At 60.2% G+C, this 13,530-nt stretch carries 15 protein-coding genes; 14 read left to right on the plus strand and 1 reads right to left on the minus strand.

The features are described from left to right. The first annotated feature begins 30 nt into the window (after positions 1 to 30). From AC8GFZ_RS09050 to AC8GFZ_RS09095, 10 genes are all read left to right on the plus strand, one after another. Entirely contained in the window at positions 31 to 594 is a 564-nt protein-coding gene (locus AC8GFZ_RS09050; protein ID WP_506644552.1) for a hypothetical protein, read from the plus strand. Next, positions 591 to 2,153, plus strand: a complete 1,563-nt coding sequence (ubiB, locus tag AC8GFZ_RS09055; protein ID WP_506644553.1) for a ubiquinone biosynthesis regulatory protein kinase UbiB — start codon at positions 591 to 593, stop codon at positions 2,151 to 2,153. Before AC8GFZ_RS09050 ends, ubiB begins: the two co-directional genes overlap by 4 nt. A gap of 62 nt (positions 2,154 to 2,215) precedes the next feature. After that, positions 2,216 to 3,664: a high affinity choline transporter 1 gene (locus AC8GFZ_RS09060; protein ID WP_506644554.1), complete on the plus strand. Its 1,449-nt coding sequence runs from the start codon at positions 2,216 to 2,218 to the stop codon at positions 3,662 to 3,664. A gap of 47 nt (positions 3,665 to 3,711) precedes the next feature. Further along, positions 3,712 to 4,032 (plus strand): AbrB/MazE/SpoVT family DNA-binding domain-containing protein, encoded by a 321-nt coding sequence (locus AC8GFZ_RS09065; protein WP_506644555.1) that lies wholly within the window; start codon positions 3,712 to 3,714, stop codon positions 4,030 to 4,032. After that, positions 4,029 to 4,478 carry a putative toxin-antitoxin system toxin component, PIN family gene (locus AC8GFZ_RS09070; RefSeq protein WP_506644556.1) on the plus strand — a complete coding sequence of 150 codons (450 nt, stop codon included), beginning with the start codon at positions 4,029 to 4,031 and terminating at the stop codon, positions 4,476 to 4,478. Before AC8GFZ_RS09065 ends, AC8GFZ_RS09070 begins: the two co-directional genes overlap by 4 nt. A 120-nt stretch (positions 4,479 to 4,598) precedes the next feature. Then, positions 4,599 to 4,976 carry an FmdB family zinc ribbon protein gene (locus AC8GFZ_RS09075; RefSeq protein WP_506644557.1) on the plus strand — a complete coding sequence of 126 codons (378 nt, stop codon included), beginning with the start codon at positions 4,599 to 4,601 and terminating at the stop codon, positions 4,974 to 4,976. 51 nt (positions 4,977 to 5,027) lie between these two features. Then, entirely contained in the window at positions 5,028 to 5,675 is a 648-nt protein-coding gene (locus tag AC8GFZ_RS09080) for a DUF502 domain-containing protein (protein WP_506645104.1), read from the plus strand. 34 nt (positions 5,676 to 5,709) lie between these two features. Further along, entirely contained in the window at positions 5,710 to 7,512 is a 1,803-nt protein-coding gene (gene aspS / locus AC8GFZ_RS09085) for an aspartate--tRNA ligase (protein ID WP_506644558.1), read from the plus strand. Between the two features lie 306 nt (positions 7,513 to 7,818). Beyond that, a complete protein-coding gene (locus AC8GFZ_RS09090; protein ID WP_506644559.1) occupies positions 7,819 to 8,829 on the plus strand; it encodes a tetratricopeptide repeat protein in 1,011 nt (336 codons plus the stop codon). A gap of 15 nt (positions 8,830 to 8,844) precedes the next feature. Then, positions 8,845 to 9,513 carry an SOS response-associated peptidase gene (locus AC8GFZ_RS09095; RefSeq protein ID WP_506644560.1) on the plus strand — a complete coding sequence of 223 codons (669 nt, stop codon included), beginning with the start codon at positions 8,845 to 8,847 and terminating at the stop codon, positions 9,511 to 9,513. On the opposite strand, the gene AC8GFZ_RS09100 is transcribed toward AC8GFZ_RS09095, so the two are convergent. Next, the gene (locus AC8GFZ_RS09100) at positions 9,514 to 10,104 is read right to left on the minus strand and encodes a lysophospholipid acyltransferase family protein (RefSeq protein WP_506644561.1); all 591 of its coding nucleotides are present in this window, start codon (positions 10,102 to 10,104) and stop codon (positions 9,514 to 9,516) included. A 235-nt stretch (positions 10,105 to 10,339) separates the two neighbouring features. Between AC8GFZ_RS09100 and nudB the strand changes: the two genes are divergently transcribed. The 4 genes from nudB to folE are packed head-to-tail and all read left to right on the plus strand — an operon-like array spanning position 10,340 to position 13,526. Continuing rightward, entirely contained in the window at positions 10,340 to 10,831 is a 492-nt protein-coding gene (nudB, locus tag AC8GFZ_RS09105) for a dihydroneopterin triphosphate diphosphatase (protein WP_506644562.1), read from the plus strand. After that, entirely contained in the window at positions 10,828 to 11,565 is a 738-nt protein-coding gene (locus AC8GFZ_RS09110; protein WP_506644563.1) for an endonuclease/exonuclease/phosphatase family protein, read from the plus strand. Before nudB ends, AC8GFZ_RS09110 begins: the two co-directional genes overlap by 4 nt. A gap of 1 nt (position 11,566) precedes the next feature. Next, a complete protein-coding gene (gene clsB / locus AC8GFZ_RS09115; RefSeq protein WP_506644564.1) occupies positions 11,567 to 12,748 on the plus strand; it encodes a cardiolipin synthase ClsB in 1,182 nt (393 codons plus the stop codon). A gap of 52 nt (positions 12,749 to 12,800) precedes the next feature. Continuing rightward, positions 12,801 to 13,526, plus strand: a complete 726-nt coding sequence (folE, locus tag AC8GFZ_RS09120; protein WP_506644565.1) for a GTP cyclohydrolase I — start codon at positions 12,801 to 12,803, stop codon at positions 13,524 to 13,526. Positions 13,527 to 13,530: the final 4 nt, after the last annotated feature.

Here is a 13,530-nt window from a genome sequence, read left to right on the forward strand (position 1 = left end):
GCTGCACACGATCGGGAATAATCGGGGACTATGGAAACACAGTCCCCTTTTTCTTGGTGGGTACAACAGGCCCAAGCCTTGGCCAGCCGCATCCAACCGCCCGCTTGGCTCATTGATGAGGGCCAGCAACGGGTGGTGTTGCTCATCAACCATGTGTTGATGCAAGAGCCCCAAGCGTGCGAGCGCCTGCGCCGCGTGGCTGGCCAAAGGGTCGAAGTGCGCTGGCGCCAATTCAATTTTTGCGTGGTGTTCACACCGGCAGGCTTGATTGACAAGGCCGAGCCGTTTCAAAAACCGCATTTGGTGCTGGAAGTCGCCGAGCCCTCACCCTGGGCACTGGCGCAAACTGTGGCCAGTGGGCAAAAGCCCCCGATCCACATCGAAGGCGATGTGCAACTCGCCGCCGAAATCAACTGGCTGATCGACCATGTGCGCTGTGATTTGGAAGAAGACCTTTCGCGTGTGATCGGTGACGCCCGCGCCCATGTGGTGATGGGTGTGGCACGGCAAGTGGCGCAAGCCTTGCGCCAATGGATGGCCCGCCCTGGGGCCGCCCCTGGTGGCCGCAGCGGCAGCCAGGTTGGCTTTCCATGACGCGCATGTTTCGCGGTATTTTTATTCTGTGGGTGGTGTTTCGCCACGGCCTGGACGAGTTGGTGTTGTCGGGCTTTCAACAACCCGGCTTGCGACTGCTGCGCCGCCTGATCAGCCTGGGGCGCAACCTGTCCACCCCGCGGGGCCAGCGCCTGCGCGAAGCGCTGGAGTCCTTGGGCCCCATATTCGTCAAGTTTGGCCAAGTCTTGTCCACCCGGCGTGACTTGTTGCCCACCGATATTGCCAACGAGTTGGCATTGTTGCAAGACCGGGTTCCCCCGTTTTCGTCTGACGTGGCAGTGGCCACCATCGAGCGCGCCCTGGGGCGGCCTGTGGATGAATTGTTCTTGTCGTTTGACCGAGTGCCCGTGGCCAGTGCGTCGATTGCCCAGGTGCACTTTGCCCAGATGCGCGGCAAAGATGGCCAGGTGCGCGATGTGGCGGTCAAGGTGTTGCGCCCGGGCATGCTCAGCGCCATTGAAAAAGACCTGGGGCTGATGCGCACGATGGCGCAGTGGCTGGGCCGATTGTCCAGCGACGGCAAGCGCTTGAAGCCGCGCGAGGTGGTGGCCGAGTTCGACAAATACCTGCATGACGAATTGGACCTGGTGCGCGAGGCCTCCAACGCCGCGCAATTGCGCCGCAACATGCAGGGCCTGGACTTGGTGCTGATCCCCGAGATGTTTTGGGAATATTGCCGCAATGAGGTGATCGTGATGGAGCGCATGAACGGCGTGCCCATCAGCCAAGTGGACCGCTTGCGCGAGGCGGGCGTGGACATCGCCAAGTTGGCGCGCGACGGTGTGACCATTTTCTTCACCCAGGTGTTTCGCGATGGCTTTTTCCATGCCGACATGCACCCCGGCAACATCCAAGTCAGCATCGCGCCGGAGAGTTTTGGCCGCTACATCTCGCTCGACTTTGGCATCGTCGGCACCTTGACCGAGTTCGACAAAGAGTACTTGGCGCAAAACTTCACAGCGTTTTTCCGCCGCGATTACAAACGCGTGGCCGAGTTGCACCTGGAGTCGGGCTGGGTTCCGGCCGACACCCGGGTCGATGAATTGGAGGCAGCGATTCGCTCGGTGTGCGAGCCCTATTTCGATCGGCCCCTGAAAGAAATTTCATTGGGCATGGTGTTGATGCGCTTGTTCCAAACCTCGCGCCGTTTTAATGTGGAAATCCAGCCCCAGTTGGTGCTGCTGCAAAAAACCTTGCTCAACATCGAAGGCTTGGGGCGCGACCTCGACCCCGATTTGGATTTGTGGAGCACCGCCAAACCCTTTTTAGAGCAGTGGATGCTCGAGCAAATTGGCCCCCAAAAGTTGTGGAACCAACTCAAGGCCGAGGCCCCGCGCTACGCCAAGCTCATTCCCGAATTGCCTCGCTTGGTGCACTTGTTTTTGCAACACCAAAGCCAGCACACGCCCAACCCGCAAACCCAGGCCTTGTTGGCCGAGCAACGTCGCACCAACCAATTGCTGAGCCGCTTGTTTTGGACCGGCTTGGGCTTTGTCGCTGGCTTGCTGCTCATGCAATTGTTTTTCAAAACCCATTGACCCCACACCCTTGCCACCCCTTTGGCCAGGGGCGCAGGGTTATTTGATTGGAGTTCATTGCCATGCTGCTCACCCTGGTTTTTATTTATTTATTGGTCACCATTGCCATTGGTTTGATGGCGGCCAAACGGGTCAACAACAGCGCTGACTTTGCCATTGCCGGGCGCCATTTGCCCTTGGTCATGATCGTCACCACCACCTTTGCCACCTGGTTTGGATCTGAGACCGTGCTGGGCATTCCGGCCAAATTTGTCAATTCGGGCTTGGGCGGCGTGGTCGAAGACCCCTTTGGTGCGGGCACCTGCCTGATATTGGTGGGCGTTTTCTTTGCGGCCAAGCTCTACAAAATGAACCTGCTGACCATCAGCGATTACTACCGCGAGCGTTATGGCCGGGTGGTAGAGGTGATGTGCTCGGTGATGATCATGATCAGCTACCTGGGTTGGGTGTCTGCCCAGGTCACCGCTTTGGGCTTGGTCTTCAATGTGCTCTCGGGCGGTGCCATCCCCATCCCCATCGGCATGGTGATTGGCGTGGTGTCCATCTTGGCCTACACCTTGTTTGGGGGCATGTGGTCGGTGGCGGTGACCGACTTCATTCAAATGATCATCTTGGTGGGAGGGCTGAGCGTGCTGGCGGTGTTTGCTGCGGACCAAGCGGGCGGCGCCGACAAGGTGGTGGCCCTGGCCATCGACCGCGACATGTTTGCGTTTTTCCCAGAACCCAGCTTCAAAGATATCGCCTTTTTCTTTGCAGCGGCCATCACCATCATGCTGGGCTCCATCCCCCAGCAAGACGTGTTTCAGCGCGTGATGTCGGCCAATAGCATGCACGCGGCCAAATGGGGCCCGGTGATTGGCGGGGTGTGCTACATCTTGTTTGCGTTTGTGCCGATGTTTTTGGTGGTCAGCGCCTTGATCATCATGCCCGAGCGCGCCGCCACCTTGATGGCCGAAGACCCGCAAAAAGTGTTGCCCACCTTGGTCATGGAGCAAATGCCGTTTGTCATGCAGGTTTTGTTTTTTGGGGCTTTGCTGTCTGCCATCAAGTCGTGTGCATCGGCCACCTTGCTCGCCCCCAGCGTGACCTTCACCGAAAACATTTGGCGCCAATTCCGCCCCTTCCAGAACGACCGGCAAGAGCTGCGCGCCATGCGCATCACCGTGTTGGCCTTCAGCGCCGTGGTGCTGTCGTATGCCATTGCCATGCAAGGCACTTCCATTTATGAAATGGTCTCTGGCGCCTACCAAGTGCCTTTGGTCGGCGCATTTGTGCCGCTGGTGTTTGGTTTGTACTGGCAGCGCGCCACCACCCAAGGGGCGATTTTTTCCATGGCGTTGGGCCTGTTGACCTGGGGTTTGTTTTTGGCCACCCCAGCGGGCGAAGAATTCCCCGCCCAATTGGCCGGTCTGGCCGCAGCCCTGGTGGGCATGATCGGCGGCTCCTTGGGCCCGCAAGCCCTGACCAACCGCCACGGGCAACACCACCATTTGGTCGGATCTGCGCGCTGAGTATGGATTTCCGCTAAAGTAAGGATTCCTTACGTGCGGATAAGTCCATGCTTGCCAAAATCACTGCCAAAAACCAACTCACCTTGCCCAAGAGCCTGACCCAGGCTGTGGGAGCTACCGAATACTTTGATGTAGAGGTCCGTGGTGGCCAGCTCATCTTGACGCCTGTGCGCATTCAGCGTAGCGATGCGGTGCGCGCCAAACTTGCTGAACTCGACCTGACCCCAGACGATATGGCTGCGGCCGTGGCATGGGCCAGAACGCCAGCCCTTACGCCCACTGTGGTCAATGAGCCTTCTGTGGCCTATGAGGTGACGCCCGCCAAGCCCAAGAAGGCGGCTGCCAAAAAGGCCAAGCCCAAAGCATGAGCGTTGCGGTGCGTGTGGTGCTGGACACCAATGTGGTGTTGTCTGCGCTGGTGTTTCGCGGCGGCGCAGCCGGGCAGGTGCGGTTGGCTTGGCAGCGCGGCTTGCTTTTGCCGCTGGCCAGCACAGCCACGGTGCAAGAGCTGGTGCGCGTGTTGGCTTACCCCAAGTTCCGTTTGTCGCCAGCTGAACAAGACGAGTTACTGGCCGACTACCTGCCTTATGCAGAAACCGTGCGGATTCCGCAGCCGCCACCCGCGGTGCCCGAATGCCGTGATGCTTTGGACTTGCCGTTCCTGCACCTGGCAGTGGCGGGTACAGCGCAGGTGCTTGTCAGTGGCGATCGAGACTTGCTCGTCATCGCAACCGAGTTCGAACGGAACAGTGCGTGTCCCATCGTGTCGCTGGAGACGTTTTGCAAGATGCATTCATTCGGTGTTCTCGAATAGCAAGCAGTCTATGGGAATGGCCCTTGAAGTCGGCCCACAAGCACCCACCTATAATCACGTGCTTTGCATTGCGCGGCAGACATTTGGTTTGTTGCCGTCTGTAACCACCCCTCCCACACCATGCCCATTTACGCTTACAAATGCGAGTCCTGTGGCCATGCCAAGGACTTTTTGCAAAAAATGTCAGACCCGCCCTTGACCGATTGCCCGGCCTGCGGCAAACCCGCTTTGGTCAAGCAGGTCACAGCAGCTGGATTTCAGCTCAAGGGGTCGGGCTGGTACGTCACCGATTTCCGTGGCGGCAATTCGGGTGGTGCCAAAGAGGGCGGCGAGGCCAAGGCTGATGCCAAGTCTGAGACCAAAACCGACGCCCCCAGCGGCGACAGCGCCAAGTCGACTGATGCATCCAGCGCATCGGCACCGGCCCCCAGCGCGCCCGCTGCGGCAGCTGCACCGGCCAGCACACCCAGCCCCAGCACCCCTGCGTCATCGTCTTGACCCGGCCCCATTGCGTTAACCGTTTGTGAGCACCAGACCATGAAGCTGCCGATCAAAAAATACCTGCTGGCTGGATTGCTGGTGTGGTTGCCCTTGGCCATCACCATTTGGGTGTTGCACTGGTTGGTGGGTCTGCTCGACAGCGTGTTTCTGGGCATGATGTACGGGCTCGAATCGGTGATCCCTGTGGGTGGCGTCAATCCCGTGGCGGGCTTGCGCGATGTGCCGGGCTTGGGCGTGGGCTTGATTTTGTTGCTCCTGTTGCTCACCGGCGCTTTGGTGTCGAACGTGGCAGGGCGCTGGTTGGTGCGCCAATGGGACCGGTTGTTCACCCAAATCCCCATCGTCAAGTCCATTTACACCAGTGTCAAAAAAGTGTCTGACACTTTGTTCTCGAGCAACGGCAATGCGTTTCGCAAAGCGGTGATGTTGCAGTACCCGCGTGCCGGGTCTTGGACGATTGGGTTTCAAACCGGCTCGCCCTCTGGCGAGGTGGCCCAACACCTGGATGGCGAATGGATGAGCGTGTATGTGCCCACCACGCCCAACCCCACGAGTGGTTTTTTTCTGATGGTGCCGCGCGCCGATGTGATTGAGCTGTCCATGAGCGTGGACGAGGCCCTGACCTATGTGATTTCCATGGGCGCCGTCGCACCTGACGCGCAAACGGATACCAAAACCCTGACCCCGCGAGCTTGACAGGCCGGGTCTTTTTGACAAGAGAAAGCTAAGTATGGCCATGCGTTCCCACTACTGCGGTCTGGTGACCGAAGCCCTGGCGGGGCAAACCGTTTCTTTGTGCGGCTGGGTCAACCGCCGCCGCGACCACGGTGGCGTGATTTTTGTCGACCTGCGCGACCGCGAAGGCTATGTGCAAGTGGTGTGCGACCCCGATCGCCCCGAAATGTTTGCCATCGCCGAAGACTTGCGCAACGAGTTTTGCATCCAGGTCAAAGGCTTGGTGCGTCCCCGCCCCGAGGGCACGACCAACGATGGCCTCAAAAGCGGCAAGATCGAGGTGCTGTGCCATGAACTGACGGTGCTCAACCCCTCGGTCACGCCCCCCTTCCAGCTCGATGACGACAACCTCTCCGAGACCACCCGCTTGACCCACCGCGTGCTCGATTTGCGCCGCCCCTACATGCAAAAAAACCTCATGCTGCGCTACAAAGTGGCGATGGAGGTGCGCAAGTTTTTGGATGCCCATGGTTTTGTCGACATCGAAACCCCCATGCTAACCAAGAGCACCCCCGAAGGCGCGCGCGACTACCTGGTGCCCAGCCGGGTGCACGACGGTCAGTTTTTTGCGCTGCCCCAGTCGCCCCAGCTGTTCAAGCAATTGCTCATGGTGGCGGGGTATGACCGTTACTACCAAATCACCAAGTGCTTCCGCGACGAAGATTTGCGCGCCGACCGTCAGCCCGAATTCACCCAAATCGATATCGAAACTTCGTTTTTGACCGAAGAAGAAATCCGCGCCTTGTTCCAAGACATGATCACTGGCGTGTTCAAACACGCCTTGGGCATCGACCTGGGCGAGTTCCCGGTGATGACCTACCAAGACGCGATGCATTTGTATGGCTCCGACAAGCCCGACTTGCGCGTCAAGCTCAGCCTGACCGAACTCACCGACGTCATGGGCGATGTGGACTTCAAAGTGTTCAGCGCCCCTGCCACCAGCAAAGGCGGGCGTGTGGTGGCTTTGCGCGTGCCAGGGGGTGGCGACATCAGCCGTGGAGAGATCGACGGCTACACCGAGTTTGTGAAAATTTACGGCGCCAAGGGCCTGGCCTGGATCAAGGTCAACGATGTCAGCGCGGGGCGTGACGGCCTGCAGTCGCCCATCGTGAAAAACTTGCACGACAAAGCCATTGCCGAAATTTTGCAGCGCAGCGGCGCCCAAAACGGCGATGTGTTGTTCTTTGGTGCCGACAAGGCCAAGGTGGTCAACGACTCCATGGGCGCCTTGCGCTTGAAGGTGGGCCACAGCGACATGGCCAAAAAGAATGGTTTGTTCGAAGACCGCTGGACCCCGCTGTGGGTGGTGGACTTCCCGATGTTCGAGTTTGACGAAGAAGCCCAGCGCTACACGGCGGTGCACCACCCCTTCACCGCGCCCAAAGACGGGCACGAGGACTGGATGGTCACGGCACCCGAGAAATGCATTGCCAAGGGCTATGACATGGTGCTCAATGGTTGGGAGATTGGTGGCGGTTCTGTCCGCATTCACCGCGCGGACGTTCAGCAAAAGGTGTTTGACGCCTTGAAGATCACCCCCGAAGAAGCCCAACTCAAATTTGGCTTTTTGCTCGACGCCTTGCAATACGGCGCGCCACCCCATGGCGGCATCGCTTTCGGCTTGGACCGCGTCATCACCTTGATGACTGGTGCCGAATCGATCCGCGACGTGATCGCCTTCCCCAAAACCCAACGCGCTCAGTGCTTGCTCACCCAAGCGCCTTCGCCGGTGGACGAAAAGCAATTGCGCGAACTGCACATCCGCTTGCGCAACCTCGACGCTGTCAAAGCGGCTTGACGACGACGCAAACAAAGCGGGTCTGTGGGGATTGCCGCCTATAGGCGGTGCCGCAGTATGGGCACGTGCTGCGCCCCTTTCCCCGTTGTGTTGGCTACAGACACTGGCAACGAATGCATTGAAACCGTTTGAGCGCTTGTGTGGGACCCTTTGCCCAGCACTTGCGAAGCGCTGGGTGCGCCCCATTTACGCCGAGGGTGGGTACATGCTCACCCATTGGCCCCAGCGCCCACAAGGCTTTGTCATGGTTTTGGCCGTGACCTGTGTTGCAATGACCCACCTGTCGAACTGTCAAAGGATTGCCCCATGAACCACTCTTTCCAAACGCGGTTGCAACGCATGTTGCTCGCCCTGACCTTGGCCTTGGCCGCGGGTTGGGCTTTGGCCCTGCCCAGCCCCAAAGACATCGAGGCTGCCGTGGGTGCGGGCCAACTGCCCCAGGCCGAGACCATGCTGCGCGAGGTTTTGCAGGCCAAACCCCAAAGCGCCAAGGCCCACTATGAGTTGGGCCAGGTGTTGGCGCGCCAAGGCAAATACTTCGAGGCCCAACAGGCTTTGGACCAAGCCAAAACCATCGACCCCACGCTCAAGTTCGCCACCAGCCCAGAGGCTTTTGCCAAAACCTATGACACGGTGCTCGCCCAGGTGCGCGGTGCACCCAGCCCTGCCAGCGCGAAGGCCGATGTGGCGCCTCCTGCGGCGCCAGTGACCCAAGCGGCGCCAGCCAGCCCAGCCCCCAGTGGCGGTTTCAACCTGATGTATGTGTGGATCGCGGCCGCAGGCTTGGTGGTGTTGGGCTTGGTCCTGCGCCGCCGCGCTGCTGCGGCCTCTGCCATGGCCGCACCAGCCGCCCACTCAACAGCCCCTGCGGGCATGCCCCCAGCCGGGCAGCCCACGGCCTATGCCGGCGCCACCATGGCCACGGGCGGCATCATTGGTTCAGGCCTGACCCCGGCGCAGGCCGCAGCCCCCGCACAGCGCGGCTTTGGTGCCCAATACGCGCCCCAAGCCCCAGCCCAGGCGCATTACCCACCAGCCGCTGCCCCCGCAGCGGGTGGCATGGGCGCCATGGGCGGTGCGGTTTTGGGCGGCGTGGCCGGCTTGGCGGCGGGCTATGCCTTGTCCAAGGCCATGGAGGGCGGCGCCAGCCAAACCAACCCTGCCGCCAGCAGCAACGCGGCCAACCCTGCAAACGACAGCGCAGGTTATGTGCCGTTTGACAACCCCAGCCGCCCCGACATGGGTGCGTTTGATGCGGGTGCGGGCGGGGACAGCTGGGACGTGGGCCAGGCCCCCATGGACGACGACGAGTGGTGATCAGCTGGCGCACCCATGTGCACCAATTTCACACCCACCCGACAAACCGAATGGGCGGCCCAGGCCTTGGGTGTCAGCTGGCCCCAAGGGCATCCTGAAGAAGTCTTTCCCGGGCAACTGGCCCCCATCGTGTTGCGCAGCCACCGCCAAGAGCGGCACGCGGCAGGCTTGGCCCGATTTGGCCTGATCCCCACCTGGGCCAAAGACCTGGGTCAGGGCCGCCACACCTACAACGCGCGCAGCGAAACCGCCTCAGCCAAGCCCAGTTTTCGCCATGCCTGGCAATCGCGCCAATATGCATTGTTGGTGGTCGATCGCTTTTATGAGCCTTGTTACGAGACCGGCCGTGCCGTGCGCTGGTCGATCGCTGCCGACAACAACGGCACGCCCTTGGGTTTGGCTTGTTTGTGGGAGCGCTGGGTCGAGCCCGAAACCCAGCAAATCGTGGCCTCTTTTGCCATGCTCACGGTGAATGCCGATGCCCACCCGGTGTTGAAGCGCTTTCACAAACCCGGTGAAGAAAAACGCAGCCCAGTGCTCTTGCCGCCGGACCAGTGGCAGCACTGGTTGTCGGCCACGCCAGAGCTGGCCCTGAAAATGATCGACGCCCACCAAGCCCCGCCTCTGCGGGTGCAAGCGGACCCCTTGCCGTCACGCCAGCGCGCAACCGTCAGCGCGAGCTGATCAGTCGGTGGCGAATTGCTGCGGGTTTTTGCCCTTGAAGGGCGCGTAAAAGGCCTTGATGCGGGCCATGTCGGCCTCGATGTCGCCACTGGGCTCAAACACCGGGCCCAGGCCGGTGACTTTGCGGGAATAGTCCAAATAGCCCAAAACGATGGGCACTTGGGCGCCTGTGGCAATGTAATAAAAACCAGTCTTCCAATACCTAGTGTGGCTGCGCGTGCCTTCGGGGGGCACCACCAATTGCACCGGGCCTTCGGCTTCCATCAAGGCTTGGGCCGAGGCGGCCACCAGGTTATTGGCCTTGTCGCGTTGCACCGGAATACCGCCCAGCCACATCATCAGGCCGCGAAACGGAAAGCGAAAAATTTGCACCTTGCCCATCCAGTAAATGTTCAGGCGCAAGGCAAATGCCACCATCAAGGTGTAGGGCAGGTCCCAGTTGCTGGTGTGGGGTGCGGCGATCAACACGCTTTTTTGGCCCTCCACCGGCAGGTGGCCTTCGATTTTCCATCCCGTGGCTTTTAAAAACGCCACGGAAAAACCGCGCAGCAAGGTGTTGACGATGGGGGTTTGGAAGATGGTGCGGTGCATGGGGCTGGGGCCTGGCCAGCCTTGCAAAGCCGACAATCCGGGGTAAAACAATGTCAATGATTATGGTGTGTCGACGCTTGTCAAAAAGGCATTTTTTTGTATTCAAAAATACCGCCTCAGGCGTGCCATCGAAGTACCCGGCGGTTTCCCAAAGCGGTAAGGGGCCAGCTATTAACACCCCGGGAGCAAAATGCTTGCGACGCACACCTGCTTTCAGCATTGCAACCCACCACCCATGACGCCCTCTTATAAATTGCCCCAATCCGTGTTGGTGGTCATCCACACCCGCGAGATGCAGGTGTTACTGCTGCGCCGTGCCGACATGGGCAGTTGGCAGTCGGTCACCGGCAGCAAAGACCATGCGCGAGAGAGCTACGCCCAAACCGCTGCCCGCGAAGTGGCCGAAGAAACGGGTTTGGACGTGAACGCACCGGCTTGTGTGTTGTGGGATTGGGGCTTGGAAAACATCTACGACATTTACCCCCAATACTGGCCGCGCTACGCCCCTGGCGTGCGGCGCAACACCGAGCATGTGTTTGGCCTGCAAGTGCCGGCTGACAGCCCGATTGTGCTCAGCCCCAGCGAACACACCGAATACCGGTGGCTGCCTTGGCTGGCGGCTGCCGACGAGGTGTTTTCCCCATCGAATGCCGAAGCGATATTGATGTTGCCACGCCAAATCGCGCAGCGAACAGCGCCCCCGCCCGCAACAGAAGGGGCGACATGACGGGCCTGCAAACCTTGCGCGTGGCCACCTACAACATCCACAAAGGGGTGCAAGGTCTGGGGCCGGCGCGGCGCTTGGAAATCCACAACCTGGGCCATGCCATTGAGCAGCTCGACGTGGACATCGTGTGTTTGCAAGAGGTGCGCAAGGCACACCGCTTGGGCCAGCGGCATTTTGCGCGTTGGCCCGACATGCCGCAGGCCGATTTTTTGCGCCCCGAGGGTTTTGTGGCGGTGTACCGCACCAATGCCATCACGCGCCATGGCGAGCATGGCAACGCCTTGCTGTCGCGCTGGCCGGTGGTGGGTCATCAACATGAAGATATTTCTGACCACGGCTTTGAGCAGCGCGGTTTGCTGCATGTGCAGCTCAGCGTGGACCAGCGCGAGGTGCATGTGATCGTGGTGCATTTGGGCTTGCTGGCGGGCTCGCGCTTGCGCCAGGTGCGGCGCTTGTTTGATTTTGTCGAGCGTGAAGTGCCGGCCCATGCCCCGTTGATTGTGGCTGGTGATTTCAATGATTGGGCGCGGCGCCTGGACCGGCCCTTGGCCCAGATGGGTTTGCGTTGCCACCATGGTTTGCCCACACCCACTTTTCCCGCGCGCATGCCCATGGTGCAACTGGATCGCATTTATGCCCGGGGTTTGCGCCCGTTGAACAGCCACACCCCGCATGGCGCGATTTGGGCGCGCATGTCGGACCACCTGCCACTGACCGCTGAATTTGCGTTCTGAGATGAACCCCAGTTCGAGCGCGGCACACATCAGCTTGTTGGAAGGCAGCCGCGCGCTCTTTCCGGCCATGATCCAAGCAATGGATGGGGCGCGGCATGAGATCCATTTGGAAACCTATATTTTCGATTTCCATGGCGCTGCGGCTGAAGTGGCCCAAGCTTTGGAGCGCGCCGCGCAGCGCGGGGTGCAAACCTGTGTGGTGGTCGATGGGGTGGGCACGCCTGTGGTGCCTGTGGAGTGGCAGCAACGCTTGGCGCAAGCCGGCGTGCAATGGCAAACCTTTGAACCGGTGGCGCCTTTGGGTCTGTTGGTGCCCAGTCGCTGGCGGCGCTTGCACCGCAAACTGTGCATGGTCGATGGCGCGGTGGCATTTTGTGGCGGCATCAATGTGTTGGATGACTTTTTTGAGGGCCAAACACAGGCAACTTTGCGCCAACCCCGCTTGGATTTTGCGGTGCGCTTGCAGGGGCCGTTGGTGAACGATGTGCGCCACACCATGCGCCAACTGTGGTGGCGCACCCAAGCCGTGCGTGATTGGCGCGACAGCAAGCTGTCGGCGGCGGTTGAAGCCCTCAAAGAAGCGGCAGGAGACCGCCAGCGCCTGACAACGGGCCGCTCGCGCTTGGTGTTGCGCGACAACCTGCGCCACCGCACCCGCATTGAGCGGCACTACTTGCATGCCTTGGGTCGTGCACGCAACGAGGTGTGGATTGCCAACGCCTACTTTTACCCCGGTGCGCGTTTGCGCCGAGCTTTGCTGGCGGCGGCCCAGCGTGGTGTGCGCATCACCATTCTGGTTCAGGGCCATTACGACCATGTGGTGCCCTATCGCGCCGCCCGCCACTTGTATGGCCCCTTGCTCGCTGCTGGCGTTCACATCCACGAATACCACGCCAGTTTCATGCATGCCAAAGTGGCGGTGATCGATGCACAGTGGGTCACGGTGGGTTCGTCCAACCTCGACCCCTTGAGCCTGCTGCTGGCGCGTGAGGCCAATGTGGTGGCGCGCGATCCTGAATTGGCGCGGGTGCTCAAGCTTCGCCTGGCGCAGGCCTTGCATGAAGGCGCACACCAAATTCAGCCTGCTGAACATGCCCACCGGGGTTGGGTGGCACGCGCCTTGGACGCCATTTCGGCGGGCTTGTTGCGCTTGGCGATTTTCATCAGTGGCAAGCGCTACTGAGGGGAAGCCATCTGGCCCTTGGGGGACATGGCTTGGCTGATACCATCTGTGCATGTTGAAGCCCAATCCACCTGCGTCCAGCGCCGCTCAACCCGATGTGGGCACGCCCATGTCCGTCAAAATCCGTCAGCGCTTGGCGGCGGCGCGCAAGCGTTATCACTCCAATGACAATATTGCTGACTTTTTGGAGCCTGGCGACTTGGAGGCCTTGCTCGATGAAGTGGAAATCAAGATGCAGGGCGTGTTGGACTCGCTGGTGATTGACACCGACAACGACCACAACACCGGCAACACAGCGCGCCGTGTGGCCAAGATGTACATCAACGAGGTGTTTCGTGGCCGCTATGTGACCTCGCCCACGGTGACTGAATTCCCCAACGCCGAGCACCTCAACGAGCTGATGATCGTCGGCCCCATCACCGTGCGCAGCGCTTGCAGCCACCACTTTTGCCCGGTGATTGGCAAAATTTGGATTGGTGTGTTGCCCAACGAGCACACCAATGTGATTGGCTTGTCCAAGTACGCCCGTTTGGCCGAATGGGTGATGGGCCGGCCACAAATCCAAGAAGAGGCGGTAGTCCAGTTGGCCGACCTCATCCAGGTCAAAACCCAGCCCGATGGTTTGGCCATCGTGATGGAAGCCACCCACTTTTGCATGGCTTGGCGCGGCGTCAAAGACATGGACAGCCGCATGATCAATTCGGTAATGCGCGGGGCTTTTTTGAAAGACCCCAATTTGCGCCGCGAATTTTTGTCCCTCATCCCACAAAAGGATTGACCCC

This window comes from Limnohabitans rimovensis (SeqCode) (assembly GCF_965234775.1).
GTDB classification, from domain to species: Bacteria; Pseudomonadota; Gammaproteobacteria; order Burkholderiales; family Burkholderiaceae_C; genus Limnohabitans; species Limnohabitans rimovensis.

What these genes read in the sequence shown, in the direction of transcription:
- AC8GFZ_RS09050 (WP_506644552.1), top strand. Translation starts at nt 31, where the DNA reads ATGGAAACACAGTCCCCTTTTTCTTGGTGGGTACAACAGGCCCAAGCC.
- ubiB (WP_506644553.1), top strand. Translation starts at nt 591, where the DNA reads ATGACGCGCATGTTTCGCGGTATTTTTATTCTGTGGGTGGTGTTTCGC.
- AC8GFZ_RS09060 (WP_506644554.1), top strand. Translation starts at nt 2,216, where the DNA reads ATGCTGCTCACCCTGGTTTTTATTTATTTATTGGTCACCATTGCCATT.
- AC8GFZ_RS09065 (WP_506644555.1), top strand. Translation starts at nt 3,712, where the DNA reads ATGCTTGCCAAAATCACTGCCAAAAACCAACTCACCTTGCCCAAGAGC.
- AC8GFZ_RS09070 (WP_506644556.1), top strand. Translation starts at nt 4,029, where the DNA reads ATGAGCGTTGCGGTGCGTGTGGTGCTGGACACCAATGTGGTGTTGTCT.
- AC8GFZ_RS09075 (WP_506644557.1), top strand. Translation starts at nt 4,599, where the DNA reads ATGCCCATTTACGCTTACAAATGCGAGTCCTGTGGCCATGCCAAGGAC.
- aspS (WP_506644558.1), top strand. Translation starts at nt 5,710, where the DNA reads ATGGCCATGCGTTCCCACTACTGCGGTCTGGTGACCGAAGCCCTGGCG.
- AC8GFZ_RS09090 (WP_506644559.1), top strand. Translation starts at nt 7,819, where the DNA reads ATGAACCACTCTTTCCAAACGCGGTTGCAACGCATGTTGCTCGCCCTG.
- AC8GFZ_RS09095 (WP_506644560.1), top strand. Translation starts at nt 8,845, where the DNA reads ATGTGCACCAATTTCACACCCACCCGACAAACCGAATGGGCGGCCCAG.
- AC8GFZ_RS09100 (WP_506644561.1), bottom strand. Translation starts at nt 10,104, where the DNA reads ATGCACCGCACCATCTTCCAAACCCCCATCGTCAACACCTTGCTGCGC.
- nudB (WP_506644562.1), top strand. Translation starts at nt 10,340, where the DNA reads ATGACGCCCTCTTATAAATTGCCCCAATCCGTGTTGGTGGTCATCCAC.
- AC8GFZ_RS09110 (WP_506644563.1), top strand. Translation starts at nt 10,828, where the DNA reads ATGACGGGCCTGCAAACCTTGCGCGTGGCCACCTACAACATCCACAAA.
- clsB (WP_506644564.1), top strand. Translation starts at nt 11,567, where the DNA reads ATGAACCCCAGTTCGAGCGCGGCACACATCAGCTTGTTGGAAGGCAGC.
- folE (WP_506644565.1), top strand. Translation starts at nt 12,801, where the DNA reads ATGTTGAAGCCCAATCCACCTGCGTCCAGCGCCGCTCAACCCGATGTG.